This is a genomic window from Streptococcus troglodytae, from assembly GCF_002355215.1.
GTDB lineage: Bacteria > Bacillota > Bacilli > Lactobacillales > Streptococcaceae > Streptococcus > Streptococcus troglodytae.
This window is the reverse complement of the sequence record NZ_AP014612.1, coordinates 1,552,915-1,569,290: the sequence shown is the minus strand read 5'-3', so window position 1 is coordinate 1,569,290 and position 16,376 is coordinate 1,552,915. Positions and strand designations below refer to the sequence as shown.

Sequence of the window (16,376 nt, the reverse complement as noted above, 5' to 3'; positions counted from 1 at the left end):
TTTAAAGTTCAGTACAAGAGCTTTCTTTTTGGTATTGTTGATTAGATAATAGTTTTTAAGGGACTTATTATTTGTCTGTTTTTGCTCTTGTAAATTGTTAAAGGGTAACTTGTATTTTTATTCAAATTGTAATATAATATGTCATATCATTTTAGAGGAGTAATTCATGGATTTTTCATTTTTATCTAAATATTGGGCTTATTTTAATTATGGTGTTCTTGTAACCATCATGATTTCAGCCTGTGTTGTCTTTTTTGGAACTATTATTGGTGTTCTGGTAGCCTTAATTAAACGCAGTCCTATCAAGGTTTTAGATTGGTTGGTTTCCTTTTACGTGTGGATTTTTCGTGGCACTCCTATGGTTGTGCAAATTATGATTTCTTTTGTCCTTTTGCATTTTACCAATATGCCAATTGTTAAATTTGGTGTTTTAGATCTAGATTTTTCCCGTCTTTTACCTGGGATCATTGTTCTATCATTAAATAGTGGTGCTTATATATCAGAAGTTGTCCGTGCAGGAATTGAAGCAGTGCCTAAGGGACAGCTAGAAGCTGCTTATTCATTAGGGATTAAGCCAGTAAATGCTATGCGTTATGTCATTTTACCGCAGGCCTTTAAAAATATTTTACCTGCTTTGGGAAATGAGTTTATCACCATCATTAAAGATAGTTCTCTTTTGCAGACCATTGGGGTTATGGAACTATGGAATGGCGCTCAATCAGTCGTAACGGCAACCTATCTGCCTTTGACCCCACTTTTATTTGGTGCCTTTTATTATTTGATGGTGACAACCTTGATGTCGGCACTTGTCAAATTACTTGAAAATCGTTTTGGTAAAGGAGATGCCAGCTAATGTCAGAAACACTTATCAGTATTAAAAATTTGCATAAATATTTTGGTAAAAATGAAGTACTCAAAGGAATTGACCTTGATATCAAACAAGGAGAAGTTCTTGTTATTATTGGACCATCAGGATCAGGGAAGTCAACTTTTTTACGGACAATGAATCTTTTGGAAGTACCAACCAAAGGGAGCATTACGTTTGAAGGTATTGATATTACCGATAAATCCAATGATATTTTCAAAATGCGTGAAAAGATGGGAATGGTTTTTCAACAATTTAATCTTTTCCCTAATATGACGGTTTTGGAAAATATTACGCTTTCCCCTATTAAAACCAAAGGGCTTAGTAAGGCAGAAGCAGAAGAAAAGGCTTATCAGCTTTTGGATAAAGTAGGTTTGCGTGATAAGGCAGCGGCTTATCCGCAAAGTCTATCAGGTGGGCAGCAACAGCGAATTGCTATTGCGCGTGGCTTGGCTATGGATCCAGACGTACTTCTTTTTGATGAGCCAACGTCAGCTCTTGATCCAGAAATGGTCGGCGAAGTGTTAAGTGTTATGCAAGACCTTGCTAAATCAGGGATGACCATGGCTATTGTCACCCATGAAATGGGCTTTGCACATGAAGTGGCTGATCGTGTGATTTTCATGGATGATGGTATTATTGTTGAAGAGGGAGCTCCCGAAGAAGTTTTTAAAAATGCCAAAGAAGAAAGGACCAGGGATTTCCTTGGAAAAGTGTTATAAAGAAAAAAGCTGAGAGTTGCATTTCGCATAGTGATCTAGAAAGATTTAGCGGAGGTATACTCAGCTTCTTTTTTATAATGTTTCTCATTTATCTTTTTTACAGAATTCTATCAGAAAATAGAGAAAATTATGATATACTAAGCTTGTAAATTATTTATTTTATCAAAACTGTGAGAGGGGGTCAAAGAATTTGATTCTGCAGGATGCAAGAATAGATGTTCCTTATACTGTTGTCAGTATCAATTTGCCTGAAGACAGTGTGAGACATCTTTCCAATCTCGGTTTAAAAGTAGGCAGCCGTCTTGAATTGATTTCAAAAACGAAAACTAGTGCTATCGTTATGCTGAAATCTAGTCGTTTAGCTTTTGATGATTCGATTTTAAGTAAGATTGATGTTAGCGAAAGTCAGGAAACGGTTGAAACATTGCCTTTATCTGAGTTAGAAGTAGGTCAATTTGCATATATTGACAATATCTTTGCTGTTAATGAGGCTAAGCGCCGCCTTATGGATATGGGGCTGACGCGTCATACAAAGATTTATTTGAGGAAAGTAGCTCCTTTAGGAGATCCAATAGAAATCAGTTTACGTGGTTATGAGTTGACCTTGAGAAAATCTGAAGCACAGATGATTAGTGTTGTTAAGATAGACAATCAGGAGGAAAAATGACAGAAATTGCTTTGATTGGGAATCCCAATAGCGGAAAGACAAGTTTATTTAACCTTTTAACAGGGACAAGTCAGCGTGTTGGGAATTGGCCTGGTGTAACCGTTGAGCGTAAGAGCGGTAATGTCAAAAAGCTCAAAGAGATTAGTGTTCAGGACTTACCAGGTATTTATTCCATGTCTCCATACAGTCCTGAAGAAAAAGTAGCGCGTGATTATCTGCTGAGTAATCATGCAGACAGCATCTTAAACGTGGTTGATGCTACGAATCTGGAACGCAACCTTTACCTAACAACGCAGTTAATTGAGACAGGAATTCCTGTAACGATTGTGCTTAATATGAGTGATGTGTTAAAAAATCAGGGAAAATCTATTAATAGTGATAAATTGGCTTATCAGATGGGAGTGCCAGTCGTTGCGACCAGTGCTTTAAAAAATACAGGTGTTGATAAGGCTGTTAAAAAAGCCAGTCAAACAACTAAGAGCAGTGTTGATAGTATTCAATACCCAACTTATGATGCCAAATTTGAAGCAGCAATTGCCCAAATTATTGAGGTTCTCGGTCAGACAGTACCAGAACGTTTTAGCCGTTTTTATGCCATCAAATTATTTGAGCGCGACCGTCTGGTTGAAGAAGAATTAGATTTATCTTCTTTTCAAAAGAAGGAAATTAAAGATATCATCCAAATCACCGAAGAAGTCTTCACAGAAGATTCTGAGTCCATTGTGATTAATCAGCGTTATGCTTTCATTGAACGTGTGAGTCAAATGGCACAAAGTCAAGATAATGATTTTAAGATGTCTGCTTCTGATAAAATTGATAAGATTGTGACTAATCGCGTTTTGGCCCTACCTATTTTTGCAGTCGTTATGTTCTTAGTTTATTACTTATCCATTCAAACAGTGGGAACAATGGGGACGGATTGGGTTAATGATGTTCTTTTTGGCAAATACGTACCTGAGTTTATAACAGGTATTTTAGAAACTTTGAAGGTGCAGGCTTGGCTGCAGTCTTTAATCATTGATGGGATTGTTGCTGGTGTTGGGACAGTTCTTGGCTTTTTACCGCAAATTTTTGTCCTCTTTATTTGTCTGGGAATTCTAGAAGATATTGGTTATATGAGCCGAATTGCTTTTGTTATGGATCGGATTTTCAGACGTTTCGGACTTTCAGGGAAATCCTTTATTCCTATGCTTATTTCAACGGGATGCGGTGTTCCGGGAATTATGGCCAGTCGGACCATTGAGAACGAACGTGATCGCCGTATTACCATTATGACAACGACTTTTATGCCTTGTTCAGCCAAGCTATCCGTCATTGCCTTAATTGCGGGAGCCTTTTTCCCTCATAATCCTTGGATAGCTCCAAGTGCTTATTTCATGGGAATGATTGCTATTATTTTATCAGGTATTGCCCTCAAGAAAACCAGTTTTTTAGGCGGTTATACGAGTCCTTTTATCATGGAATTACCAAGTTATCATCTGCCAAAGGTTGATGCTGTTTTGCGCTATGCCTTTGGTAAGGCCATGAGTTTTGTTAAGCGTGCTGGAACGATTATATTTAGTTTAACCGTTTTAATCTGGTTTATGAGTTCCTATAATTTTACTTTGCATTCAGTTGATACGGAAAACAGTATTTTGGCTAGTCTTGGACGTCTCTTGGCTTGGATCTTTACACCGCTTGGTTTTGGAAATTGGAAAGCGACTGTTGCTGCTCTGACTGGTCTTGCAGCTAAGGAAACAGTAGTTGCAACTTTTGGGATTCTCTACAATAATCCCGATGCGACAGAAACAACGCATTCACTATGGGTTAGCCTTCAAGGAGATTATACAGCGTTAGCAGCCTATTCATTTTTGACATTCAATTTACTTTGTGCACCTTGTTTTGCCGCTATTGGAGCTATTAAACGCGAAATGGGAAATCTGAAGTGGACTTTAGTGGCTATTGCTTATCAAACGGGTCTGGCTTATCTTGTTAGCTTAGTTATTTACCAGCTTGGTTTAGTCGCTTTTTATGGCAAGCCAGTGACGCTTTGGACAGGTTTAGCGCTTGTTTTATTACTTGTGATGCTTTACTTTATTATTAGAAAGCCACGTCAGGTCAAAGAAAAAGTGATTACCTTAGATAATTTGAGTTTAAGTCATAACTAATAGAAAGGAAGAATGTCTATGTCAACCTTTATTATTGCTATCTTAATTGCAGCTGGAGCTTTCTTAGGAATCCGTCATTATATTAAGCAGAAAGGTTCTTGTGGCGATTGTGACTGTGCCTGCCCTGTTAAAGATGAGATGAAAAAATCAAGTAAGATACATTAAAACAAAGCTTCATATTTTGAACTGATTATAATATTTAAATATAGAAAAAAAGATGTAGCAGCGTGTTATCTGCTCATCTTTTTTGGTATAATAAAAGCAGTATTTTTTCAGGAGATGAGAATGACAGAAATTATTGATGGTAAAGCCTTGGCGCAAAAAATGCAGTTGCATTTAGCCAATAAAGTTGAACAGATGAAAGAAAAGCATGGGCTTATTCCCGGTCTTGTGGTGATTTTAGTAGGTGATAATCCTGCCAGTCAAGTCTATGTGCGTAACAAAGAGCGCTCAGCTATCAAAGCAGGATTTAAAAGTGAAACCCTATGCCTATCTGATTCTATTAGTGAAGAAGAATTAATTGAGATTATTGAAGGTTATAATCAAGATCCTTCCTTCCATGGTATTCTGGTTCAATTGCCGCTGCCGGCTCACATTAACGACAAGAAAATCATTTTAGCCATTGATCCTCATAAGGATGTGGATGGCTTTCATCCTATGAATACTGGTCATTTGTGGAGCGGTCGTTCCATGATGGTACCTTGTACCCCCGCTGGTATTATGGAAATGCTGAGTGCCTATCACGTTGATCTTGAAGGAAAACATGCAGTTATTATTGGCCGTTCCAATATCGTTGGGAAGCCAATGGCGCAGTTATTGCTCGAAAAAAATGCAACAGTTACCCTGACCCATTCTAGAACGGAACATTTATCAGAAGTCACACGCTGTGCGGATGTGCTTATTGTTGCTATTGGTCAAGGAAATTTTGTCACTGAGGAATTTGTTAAAGAAGGTGCTGTTATCATTGATGTTGGCATGAACCGTGACAAAAATGGAAAACTTATCGGCGATGTTAACTTTGATCAAGTCGCTCAAAAAGCCAGTCTTATCACTCCTGTTCCGGGTGGTGTCGGCCCTATGACCATCACCATGCTTTTGGAACAAACCTATCAAGCAGCTTTAAGAAGTGTGACCAAATGATTATTGATGACCTTTTAACGAAAAAATAATTAAACCACGTCCTCTTGACAGTTACAAGGGGACTTTTGGCCGTGTCCTTTTGATTGGCGGCAACTACCCTTACGGTGGCGCCATCATTATGGCTGCCCTTGCTTGTGTCAATAGCGGAGCTGGTTTGGTGACGGTTGCGACCCACAAGGACAATATCACAGCTCTGCACAGCCATTTGCCTGAAGCCATGGTCTTTGATATGGTTGAAAAAGATCGCTTGTCAGAGCAAATAACAGCAGCAGATGTAGTTCTTATGGGACCGGGATTGGCAGAAGATGACTTGGCTCAAACAACTTTTGATGTGGTTTGGAAGACCATCAAATCAAAACAGACCTTGATTATTGATGGCTCTGCTCTAAATCTATTAGCCAAAAGAAAACCAGCCCTTTGGCCAACCAAGCAAATCATCCTAACACCCCATCAAAAAGAATGGGAAAGATTGTCGGGACTGACTATTCCAGAACAGACAGAAACAGCAACACAAACAGCACTAGTTCATTTTCCAAAAGAGACCATCCTAGTCGCAAAATCCCATCAGACAAAGATTTATCAAGGACAAAAAATTGGACATATCCAAGTTGGCGGTCCCTATCAAGCGACTGGCGGTATGGGAGACACCTTGGCTGGAATGATTGCAGGCTTTGTTGCCCAATTTTACACAGACCGCTTTGACGTAACCGCTGTCGCTGTCTTCCTCCACTCTTATATCGCAGACCAATTAAGCAAAGAGGCCTATGTCGTCCTACCAACAAGAATCAGTGCAGAGATAGCAAGAGTGATGAAGGAGATGAGTGAGTGACATGACGAAAATAGTATTAAACGATATTTTAAATTTGATGAATTGCTTTCCTCACCTATTAAATCTTCAGAACAAGAAGTATACCTATCAAGCTTAAAAGCTAAATTGGATAAAGGATATCAAGATATTTTAGATGGCAATATGATAGATGCTAAAGAGGTCTTTGCTGAATACGATTTATAAGGTTAATTGACAAACCTGTGAGGTAGAATTTTATTAATTAAATGAATTTTTTTATTTTCCTTTTATCCCCCTACTTTTAAAAAGCCTTTCACGAAAAATTTCATGAGAGGCTTTTGTCTTATCGATAGCAGTTTTAATTTTTAGTGCACTAATCCTATCATGTAGCTAAAGACGGGAATAATCAAGTCAACGACGAGGCCGATAACAACGACTGCGATGGCAGCCATGGCGCCTTGTAATTCTCCTAGTTCTAGGGCAAAGGCTGCACCGACCGTATGTCCCGATGTTCCTAAACCTAAGCCGACACCGATTTCACTCTTATTGAGGTGGAAGAAAGCGACTAATTTTTTACCTAAAGCATAGATGATAACGGCGTTTAAGATACAAGCCATAGCAGTGATGGCAGTATTGCCGCCGATAGCGTGAACAATAGGAAGAGCGATGGCGGTTGTTGCTGCTTGCGGCAGCATAGAAGCAGTGCTAGCTTGGCTTAAACCAGTAGCTTTTGAAATAGCAACAATGATGACTAAGGAAACGATCATACCGATAATCAAACTGCTGATAATTTCCTTCCAATATTTTTTGACAACATCATTTTTCTTATAAAGTGGAACGGCAAAGGCAATGGTTGCGGGATTGAGAAACCAGAAAATCAAATCGCCGCCGGGTTTATAAGCCTGAGTATATAAGCTTTTAACATCAGTTCCCAATCCTTTCGCCAATAAAACAAGTACGATAATGCCTGCAACCATAGCGAAGAAAAGAGGTTGTAAGAGAAAGAAACCTTTGCTTTTTCTAAACACAGCTTGTCCAATAGTATAAAGGATTAATGAAAAACAAATGCCAAAAATAGGTGATTTTAACAGTTCCATCTTATTTTCCCTCTACTTTCTTGCTAAATTTCTTTTCAAAGCTATGAGCAGTCCATTTTTCCCAAAGACTTGCCACATTCACCTTTTTGATAGATAGAATGATAGAAGTGGTATAGGTGACAATGACTAGCATGAGAATGGTCGATAGGCTAATAACAGCGACCAACTGCAATCCTTCAGCTTTGAGAATATTTAAATTAGCTGCTAGGGAAATACCTGATGGGACAAACATAAAGCCAATCATACTAATTAATAAGGAGCCTAAGGAATCAACCCATTCAACTTTGATGATGTGGCTGCACAAGAGGACATACATGAGAATTAAGCCAATAACGGTGGTTGGAATTGGCAAGGCTTTAGGCAATAATTCTGAAATAAGCTGAGAAACGAGCAGAATAGCAGCATAGATAGACATTTGAATAAACATAGGTGCTGATTTTGATTGTGTTACTTTACTAGTGTGTTTCATAATACGAACGACTCCTTCCTTTCTTGACAACGTTATTGTAGCTCATTTTATGTAAAACGTTTTCAAAATTATCCCCGGTTGCAAAAAAAGAAGCTGAATTGCAATATCCAACTTCTTAACGCCAATGTAAAATCATTAAATGAAAATTTTGAGGGGTTAATGAAATTAATTCATTTATAAGGTCAAATGAGCATTCAACTCTTTCATATAGGAACGGCCGACTGGGAATTTTTCACCATTGACCATCACCAGTAAGAGTGTATGGTTAAACCAAGGCTGAATTTCCTGAATCATTTCCAGATTAACAACCGTATTGCGATGAATCTGCAGAAAATAATTGGTCTTGGCGCGAGTTTTAAACCAATTCAATGTTTTCTTGATAGTGTAGCTTGTGCTTTTGGTACTGACAGTCAGTTCCCCATCTTCAATGCTAGCGGCCACAATATCTGGCATCTTAAGGACAATGCTTCTATCTGCTAAAGTCAGTGTTAACAATTCCATACCTTTCTTTTCTGTCGTGGCTGTCTGATCTATTGTAGATAAGTGTTGTATTTTCTTAACTTTAGCCAGAGCTTTATCCACACGCTCCTGCTCGAAGGGCTTCAAAATATAGTCAGCAGCATTGCTTTCAAAAGCTTTAACGGCATAATGATCATAGGCTGTCGCAAAGACAACAAGTGGCGGATGTGCCAATTGATCTAATTGGTTGGCCAAGGTAAAACCATTTTCCTCGCTGAGTGAAATATCAAGAAAAATTAAATCAATCTGCTGGCGAAAGAGAATTTTTTCAGCACTACTAATATCTTCAGCTTCAAAAATATCAGGATGATCAAGTTCCTTGCTCTGCTGAATTAAAAAAGTTAATTCCTGTCTTGCCAACATTTCATCATCAAGAATTAAAATGTTCATCTTTATCTCCTTTTTGATAAGGAATCTCATACCAGACGGTTGTTCCTTGATCTGTACTGTCAAAGTGTAACTGACTGGCACTGCCATAAAGTAAATTTAGGCGATTGTTTAAATTAACAAGGGCTGTTCCTGTTCCCTTGCTTTCAGATACGGTTTCCTGTCCTAATTTGTCAATCATATTAGGAGAAATACCCTGACCATTATCGCTAACGGCAACCTTGTAAAACTCTCCCTGATCTGTTATGGAAATGCGAATATGATTGTCTTTTTTGCGTTCTTTAAAAGCATGGCGTATCGCATTCTCAACCAAAACCTGCAAACCAAAAGGAGGCAGGGTCATTTTAGTCGAAACAGTAATATGATAATCCAGTTGGTATTTATCAGGAAAGCGCAGCTTTTCAAGATTCATATAAGCATCAACGTGCGCTTTTTCCTGTTCTAAAGTGATTTCTCTATCTTGTCCGCCTTGTAAACTGGTTCGGAAAAAAGTACTTAATTGCATGAGAGCATATCGGGCTTTGTTGGCATCAATGCGGATCAAGGCACTGATAGTGTTTATGGCATTGAAGAAGAAATGGGGATTAATCTGAGACTGCAAGGCCTTGATTTCAGCAATATTAGCCAACTTATTTTGTTCTTCGGCAATACCGGTGGCCAATTGTCCAGAAAAAATTTGTGAGAGACCTAGGGCAAGATTTTCTTCAACTTCAGTCATCTTCTTATCACCAGAAAAATACATTTTTAAGGCCCCAACCGTCTCATCATTGATCTTGAGCGGAACGACGATGGCTGAATTGAGGAGACAGCTTTGGTCTGGACAGGCAATGGCTGTTTTGTCTAAGGCAATTTGTGGCTGACCGTTTAAAATAACACTTTTTGAGAGATCCGTTTTGACCGCTTGTCCGGCAATATGATGATCTTGACCAACGCCGATATGAGCTAGGACATTGGTTCGATCAGTCAGACCAACGGCATCAAAATTAGTATGCTGCTTAATGATATTACACACTTTAGTAGCTGATTGCTGACTCAGTCCCTGTCTTAAATAAGGCAGGGTTTGCTGTGTCAAATCTAAAACGTCCCGAGTTTGAACGGCTCTCAGCTGTCTTTCATTGGATAAGTAGGTCTTGAGAATAGCTAGGAATAAGGTCGAACCTAGACTGTTAAGCAACATCATAGGAATGAAAATCAGTTTAACCAAATCCCAGCCAGTAAAGAAGCCGACAAAGAGCATTTGAATACTTTCAGCAACAATGCTGATGACAATGACCTGAGAAGTAGATGGATAAAGGTTATTAGTCTTTAATTGATCACCTAGTTGGCCACTAATATATCCTACCAAGGCAGAACTGATAATGTAAAATGCACCAGAAAAATTCCCTTGGAAGAAACGATGGACACCACCAATGAAACCTACAACAGTTCCGACCAAAGGGCCCCCCACTAAACTAGCTGTTGTAATAACCAAAGTTCTCGTATTAGCCAGAGAATCTGAATGAGAAATAGTCGTTAGAATAGGACGTTCCACCAAACTTTTATCGCTAGTGATTTCAATTCCTGTCATATTGGAAATAATGACGAAAATGCCAAAAATGATAATAAGAACCAGCTTTTCACGCTTAGAACGTTCTTCAATCAACTGTCGAAAATAGCTGTTATTGACTAGTAAAAATGCCAGAATCATGATAATACCAAGTCTCTGAAATAATAATATCATTAACATATTGTGCTTCCCCTATTATTTGACACCTAATATGGACAGTTACTTATTAGTCGAAAAAGAGCTCTTTTTCAAAGCACTTTTTTGATGACGTCTGTTTCTAATTTTCTATTGTAAACGTTTTATTTTAGATTTTCAAGCTTGCTTATTTTTAAAAGCTACTGGTGAGGTTGTCATGAAAAGGTTAGGTTGTATATATCATCAATTTAGATTTTTCTGTTATTTTCCATTCTTATGAGGAAAAAAGTGAACTGCCTCTCCATTTTTCCATTTCAAAAGGAAGTATAAATTTTCATTTTTTGGTATAATAATGACAGCTATATTAACGGAAAAGGAGCCAAGATAAAGACAGATAAAAAATCAAGAAAAACGGTCATTGTTTTAGAATTTAGAACAAGATTCCAAGAATAACGTTTTCCTTTGTCTTTAGATGAGATTTATGTCAGATTATTTATCAGTATCTTCTTTAACCAAGTATTTGAAATTAAAATTTGATCGTGATCCTTATTTGGAACGGGTTTATCTGACAGGTCAGGTTTCTAATTTCAGAAGACGCCCCAATCATCAGTATTTTTCTCTTAAAGATGAGAAAGCTGTCATTCAGGCAACCATGTGGAGCGGTATTTATAGGAAATTGGGCTTTGAGCTTGAAGAAGGCATGAAAATCAATGTCATTGGCCGTGTGCAGCTTTATGAACCCAGTGGTTCTTATTCTATCATCATTGAAAAAGCAGAGCCAGATGGTATCGGTGCACTGGCTATTCAGTTTGAACAACTTAAGAAAAAACTGGCTGAGGCTGGCTATTTTGACGATAGGCATAAACAAAGACTGTCGCAGTTTGTTAAAAAGATTGGTGTTGTCACCAGTCCTAGTGGGGCAGTTATTAGGGATATTATCACAACAGTCTCGCGTCGTTTTCCTGGTGTAGATATTTTACTTTTTCCAACCAAGGTTCAAGGTGAAGGGGCAGCACAAGAAGTGGCTGACAACATTCGTTTGGCTAATGAACGTACTGATTTAGACCTGCTCATTGTCGGTCGTGGCGGTGGTTCTATTGAAGATCTCTGGGCTTTTAATGAGGAAATTGTCGTGCAGGCCATTTTTGAATCGTATCTGCCCATTATTTCTAGTGTTGGACATGAGACGGATACAACTTTGGCTGATTTTGCGGCAGATCGCAGAGCAGCAACGCCAACGGCAGCAGCTGAATTGGCAACACCTGTGACCAAGGCTGATTTATTAGCTTTTCTTCAAGAAAGACAGATGAGATCTTATCAGGCTGTTATGCGTCTGATTAGACAAAAGGATGAACAAGTTAAGAAACTGCAAAGCTCAGTTATTTTCAGACAGCCTGAAAGACTCTATGATGCTTATGTTCAAAAATTGGATCATTTAAGAACGCGTTTGTTGACCAAGGTGCGGCAGGTTTATGATGTTTATGATAGTAAGGAACATTTGCTCAGACAAAGATTGTTGTCCCTTAATTTATCGGGGTGTATTCAGCGCTATCAAGCACAATTAAAGCAAGATCAGCGTTTATTGTTGAGCCATATGAGCAGTCAATATGATAGTAAATTAGCCCGTTTTGAAAAAGCGCAAGATGCGCTTTTGTCACTGGATACGACTCGGATTGTGGCGCGTGGCTATGCTATTGTTCAAAAAGATAATCACATTATTCAATCAACCCAACAGATCAAAAAAGGAGATCACTTGCATCTTGAAATGAAAGATGGGCAGATCCAAGTGGAGGTAGAAAATGTCAAACAAGAAGAAAACATTTGAAGAAAATTTACAGGATTTAGAAGAAATTGTGAACCAGTTAGAAAATGGCGAAGTTCCTCTCGAAGAAGCTATTGCTCAATTCCAAAAAGGAATGGTGCTTTCTAAAGACTTACAGAAAACCTTGGAGTCTGCTGAGAAGACCTTGGTCAAAGTCATGCAGGCTGATGGCAGTGAAGCAGAAATGGACGAGTTGTGAAAAATAAGATTAAATCCATTAATCAAGCTATTAAGCATTATTATGCGCAAACTCATGTGTCTCAGGATTTGGTTGAAGCGGTCTTGTACTCTGTTGATGCAGGCGGTAAACGGATTCGGCCTCTCTTACTATTGGAAATCTTGCAAGGCTTTGGTTTGGTACTTACAGAAGCTCACTATCAGGTGGCAGCAAGTCTAGAGATGATTCATACCGGCAGTCTCATTCATGATGACCTGCCTGCTATGGATAATGATGATTATAGGCGGGGACAGCTGACTAATCATAAGAAATTTGGTGAAGCAGCAGCCATCTTAGCAGGTGACAGTCTTTTTCTAGACCCTTTTGGTTTGCTGGCTAAGGCGGACTTAAGGGCTGATATCAAGATAAAATTAGTGGCAGAATTGTCAGATGCTGCAGGAAGCTATGGTATGGTCGGTGGACAAATGTTGGATATTAAGGGCGAACATGTTCAACTTGATTTAGACCAATTAGCTCACATTCATGCCAATAAAACAGGAAAACTCTTGACTTTTCCTTTTGTGGCCGCGGGAATCATAGCAGAGCTATCAGAAAAATCCCTTGCTCGGCTCCGTCAGGCGGGTGAATTAGTTGGTTTGGCTTTTCAAGTACGTGATGATATTTTAGATGTAACAGCTAGTTTTTCAGAACTTGGTAAGACCCCACAAAAGGATATCGAAGCTGATAAATCAACCTATCCCAGTCTCTTGGGCTTGGACAAGTCCTATGCCATTTTGGAAGATTCTCTCAACCAAGCGCAGGCTATTTTCCAAAATTTAGCTTTAGAAGAGCAATTTAATGCTGCTGGAATTGGAACAATAATAGAAAGGTTGCGTCTTCATGCCTAAGGAAAGAGTGGATGTTCTAGCCTATAAACAAGGACTTTTTGACACAAGAGAACAAGCCAGGCGAGGTGTTATGGCAGGTTTGGTTGTCAATGTCATCAATGGAGAACGTTATGATAAACCCGGCGAGAAAATTGATGAAGCGACTGAGTTAAAATTAAAGGGAGATAAATTAAAGTATGTCAGCCGCGGCGGTTTAAAATTGGAAAAGGCATTAAAAGTTTTTGCCATTTCAGTAGATAGACAGATAACTTTGGACATTGGCGCTTCAACGGGTGGTTTTACAGATGTTATGCTGCAAAATGGTGCTCAATTGGTTTATGCCGTTGATGTTGGAACCAATCAATTGGTGTGGAAATTACGTCAAGATGGGCGCGTTTGCAGTATGGAACAGTATAATTTCCGCTATGCAAAACGTGAAGATTTTGATCGAGGACGGCCAACTTTTGCTACCATTGATGTGAGTTTTATTTCACTCAATTTAATATTACCAGCCTTAGCTAAGATTTTAGCTGATGGTGGTCAAGTTGTTGCTTTAATTAAACCGCAATTTGAGGCAGGCCGTGAACATATTGGTAAGCACGGTATTGTTAAGGACAAGTCAGTCCACGAAACTGTTTTGAAGACAGTGACAACTTTTGCGACGAATTACGGATTCACAGTTAAAGGACTTGATTTTTCTCCCATTCAGGGTGGTCATGGCAATATTGAATTTTTAGCATATTTAGAAAAGTCCTCTCAAGCCCAAAATCAAGTCTTGGCTAAGATTAAATCAATTATTGAACAAGCACATAAGGAATTTTAAAAAAATGAAGAAAAGTGAACGATTAGAATTAATTAAAAAAATTGTTTTAGAAAATGAAATTGAAACACAAAAAGAATTGGTCAAACTTTTAGAGAACGAAGGCTTACAAGCAACGCAAGCGACAATTTCCCGTGATATTAATGAGGTCGGTATCATTAAAGTACCAGCTTCAAATGGGCGCTATATTTATGGCCTTTCTAAAGAGATAAGCAAAAAAGAGGTGTCAACACCAAAACCAGCTGAGACAGCAATCAAGGCTGTTTCAGATCAGATAGCAGGCTTAGAGCATCTCATTCATATTGATGTTGTTCCTGGAAATAGCTATTTATTGAAACGTTTTTTACTAGAGAGATTTAAAGGAATGATTTTTAGTTTGCTGGCAGATGATGACAGCTTGCTTTTGATTACTAAAAATGCTAAAGATAGTGATAAGATTCGTCGAGAAATCAAATCTTGGATGGCCAATTAGATCGATAAGGAGTGGGTATGCTTTTAGAAATTGCCATTAAAAATTTTGCTATTATTGAAGAAATCTCACTCAATTTTGAAAGGGGAATGACTGTTCTGACCGGTGAAACAGGTGCAGGGAAGTCTATTATCATTGATGCCATGAATATGATGCTAGGCAGCAGAGCCAGCATAGATGTCATTCGCCATGGCAGTCCTAAAGCAGAAATTGAGGGATTTTTCTCTGTGGATAAAAATCCCTCTTTAGAGCAGTTACTGTCTGATCAGGGAATTACTTTTTCAGATGAACTAATCATTCGCCGTGAGATTTTACAAAATGGGCGCAGCATTAGTCGTATCAATGGTCAAATGGTTAATCTGGCAACTCTGCGTGCCGTTGGGCAGTATTTAGTTGATATTCATGGACAGCATGATCAAGAAGAACTGATGCGGCCGCAAAAGCATATTCAATTGTTGGATGAATTTGGTGATGAGGCGTTTCAGGTAAGCAAGCAGCATTATCAGGACTTATTTGACCGCTATCGGGACTTACGTAAGCGCGTCTTGAATAAACGTAAGAATGAGCAGGAACATCAAGCACGTATTGAAATGTTGGAGTATCAGATAGGAGAGATTGAAGCAGCAGACTTACAATCTGGTGAAGATACCAAGCTCTTAAAACAACGTGATAAACTTATGAATCATAAGTTTATTGTTGATACCTTAACCAATGCTTATGTTTTGCTTGATAATGAAGATTTTTCGAGCTTAACCAATGTTCGTTCAGCTATGAATGATTTACAGAGTTTGGAAGAATATGATGCTGAGTACAAGGATTTGTCCAATAATCTCAGTGAATCTTACTATATTTTAGAAGATGTTAGCAAACGTCTAGAGACCATACTGGATCATATGGATTTTGATGCCAATGCTTTGGTTAAACTTGAAGCGCGTCTTGATGTTATCAACACCATCACGCGTAAGTATGGTGGCTCAGTTGATGATGTCTTGGCTTATTTAGACAATATCAGTAAGGAATACAATCATTTGACGGGAAATGACCTCGCTTTTGATGATATGGAAAAAGAACTTAAAACATTAGAACACTCATTATTGGAAGCAGCAGCTCAATTAAGTCAACAACGCCATAGCATTGCAGACGCTTTGTCTCAAGAGATAAAGCAAGAGCTTAAAGATCTCTATATGGATAAGGCTGATTTTAAAGTTGTTTTTGCTAAAGGAAAATTTAATCGCGAGGGAAATGAAACAGTTGTTTTTCATATTTCAACCAATCCTGGTGAAGACTTTAAGCCTTTGGTCAAAGTCGCTTCTGGCGGAGAGCTATCTCGTCTCATGTTAGCCATTAAGTCAGCTTTTTCACGTCGTGAAGATAAGACCAGCATTGTTTTTGATGAAGTCGATACAGGTGTTTCAGGACGTGTCGCGCAGGCCATTGCCCAAAAAATTTACAAAATAGGCAGTCACGGTCAAGTTTTAGCTATCTCCCATCTCCCGCAAGTCATTGCCATCAGTGATTATCAGTACTTTATTGAAAAACAAAGCAGCAAAGCCACAACTGTCTCAACGGTTCGCCTTTTAAATCAGGAGGAAAGAATTGAAGAAATCGCTAAGATGTTGGCAGGGGATAATGTGACCCAAGCTGCGCGCCAGCAAGCTAAAGAACTATTAAAAAAATAAGAGATTGGGGTATAGAAAGTATTTTAATAAATATGCTCTTACTTCAATCTTTTTGCTTTAA

Annotated in this window: 16 protein-coding genes and 1 pseudogene; 13 read left to right on the top strand and 4 right to left on the bottom strand. The window is 38.5% G+C overall.

What is annotated here, in order from left to right:
* The first annotated feature begins 166 nt into the window (after positions 1–166).
* From SRT_RS07560 to SRT_RS07530, 7 genes and pseudogenes are all read left to right on the top strand, one after another.
* On the top strand, positions 167–853 hold the full coding sequence (locus SRT_RS07560) for an amino acid ABC transporter permease (protein WP_128833643.1): 687 nt from the start codon (positions 167–169) through the stop codon (positions 851–853).
* On the top strand, positions 853–1,587 hold the full coding sequence (locus tag SRT_RS07555; RefSeq protein WP_128833642.1) for an amino acid ABC transporter ATP-binding protein: 735 nt from the start codon (positions 853–855) through the stop codon (positions 1,585–1,587). Before SRT_RS07560 ends, SRT_RS07555 begins: the two co-directional genes overlap by 1 nt.
* A 190-nt stretch (positions 1,588–1,777) precedes the next feature.
* A complete protein-coding gene (locus SRT_RS07550; RefSeq protein WP_128833641.1) occupies positions 1,778–2,254 on the top strand; it encodes a ferrous iron transport protein A in 477 nt (158 codons plus the stop codon).
* Positions 2,251–4,401 (top strand): ferrous iron transport protein B, encoded by a 2,151-nt coding sequence (feoB, locus tag SRT_RS07545; protein ID WP_128833640.1) that lies wholly within the window; start codon positions 2,251–2,253, stop codon positions 4,399–4,401. The genes SRT_RS07550 and feoB overlap by 4 nt, the downstream gene beginning before the upstream one ends.
* 18 nt (positions 4,402–4,419) lie before the next feature.
* Positions 4,420–4,566: a FeoB-associated Cys-rich membrane protein gene (locus SRT_RS07540; protein WP_161940040.1), complete on the top strand. Its 147-nt coding sequence runs from the start codon at positions 4,420–4,422 to the stop codon at positions 4,564–4,566.
* A 120-nt stretch (positions 4,567–4,686) separates the two neighbouring features.
* On the top strand, positions 4,687–5,541 hold the full coding sequence (locus SRT_RS07535) for a bifunctional methylenetetrahydrofolate dehydrogenase/methenyltetrahydrofolate cyclohydrolase (protein ID WP_128833638.1): 855 nt from the start codon (positions 4,687–4,689) through the stop codon (positions 5,539–5,541).
* Positions 5,538–6,370 (top strand): annotated as a pseudogene (locus SRT_RS07530) (NAD(P)H-hydrate dehydratase). The gene SRT_RS07535 and the pseudogene SRT_RS07530 overlap by 4 nt, the downstream one beginning before the upstream one ends.
* A 323-nt stretch (positions 6,371–6,693) precedes the next feature.
* Here SRT_RS07530 and lrgB read toward each other — a convergent pair.
* From lrgB to lytS, 4 genes are all read right to left on the bottom strand, one after another.
* Positions 6,694–7,425: an antiholin-like protein LrgB gene (lrgB, locus tag SRT_RS07525; RefSeq protein WP_128833637.1), complete on the bottom strand. Its 732-nt coding sequence runs from the start codon at positions 7,423–7,425 to the stop codon at positions 6,694–6,696.
* Position 7,426: 1 nt separating this feature from the next.
* Positions 7,427–7,894: a holin-like protein LrgA gene (lrgA, locus tag SRT_RS07520; RefSeq protein ID WP_128833636.1), complete on the bottom strand. Its 468-nt coding sequence runs from the start codon at positions 7,892–7,894 to the stop codon at positions 7,427–7,429.
* A 174-nt stretch (positions 7,895–8,068) separates the two neighbouring features.
* Positions 8,069–8,803, bottom strand: coding sequence for a two-component system response regulator LytR (gene lytR, locus SRT_RS07515; RefSeq protein WP_128833635.1), 735 nt, complete (start codon positions 8,801–8,803; stop codon positions 8,069–8,071).
* Entirely contained in the window at positions 8,784–10,526 is a 1,743-nt protein-coding gene (gene lytS, locus SRT_RS07510; protein WP_128833634.1) for a two-component system sensor histidine kinase LytS, read from the bottom strand. The genes lytR and lytS overlap by 20 nt, the downstream gene beginning before the upstream one ends.
* A gap of 436 nt (positions 10,527–10,962) precedes the next feature.
* Here lytS and xseA point away from each other — a divergent pair, with 436 nt between their 5' ends.
* Genes xseA through recN form a run of 6 tightly spaced genes read left to right on the top strand, consistent with a single transcriptional unit; the run spans position 10,963 to position 16,315 of the window.
* On the top strand, positions 10,963–12,306 hold the full coding sequence (xseA, locus tag SRT_RS07505) for an exodeoxyribonuclease VII large subunit (RefSeq protein ID WP_128833633.1): 1,344 nt from the start codon (positions 10,963–10,965) through the stop codon (positions 12,304–12,306).
* Entirely contained in the window at positions 12,281–12,502 is a 222-nt protein-coding gene (locus tag SRT_RS07500; RefSeq protein ID WP_128833632.1) for an exodeoxyribonuclease VII small subunit, read from the top strand. Before xseA ends, SRT_RS07500 begins: the two co-directional genes overlap by 26 nt.
* Positions 12,499–13,368, top strand: coding sequence for a polyprenyl synthetase family protein (locus SRT_RS07495; RefSeq protein ID WP_128833631.1), 870 nt, complete (start codon positions 12,499–12,501; stop codon positions 13,366–13,368). The genes SRT_RS07500 and SRT_RS07495 overlap by 4 nt, the downstream gene beginning before the upstream one ends.
* Positions 13,361–14,170: a TlyA family RNA methyltransferase gene (locus SRT_RS07490; RefSeq protein WP_128833630.1), complete on the top strand. Its 810-nt coding sequence runs from the start codon at positions 13,361–13,363 to the stop codon at positions 14,168–14,170. The genes SRT_RS07495 and SRT_RS07490 overlap by 8 nt, the downstream gene beginning before the upstream one ends.
* A 4-nt stretch (positions 14,171–14,174) precedes the next feature.
* Positions 14,175–14,639 (top strand): arginine repressor, encoded by a 465-nt coding sequence (locus SRT_RS07485; RefSeq protein ID WP_128833629.1) that lies wholly within the window; start codon positions 14,175–14,177, stop codon positions 14,637–14,639.
* 17 nt (positions 14,640–14,656) lie between these two features.
* Positions 14,657–16,315 (top strand): DNA repair protein RecN, encoded by a 1,659-nt coding sequence (recN, locus tag SRT_RS07480; RefSeq protein ID WP_128833628.1) that lies wholly within the window; start codon positions 14,657–14,659, stop codon positions 16,313–16,315.
* Positions 16,316–16,376: the final 61 nt, after the last annotated feature.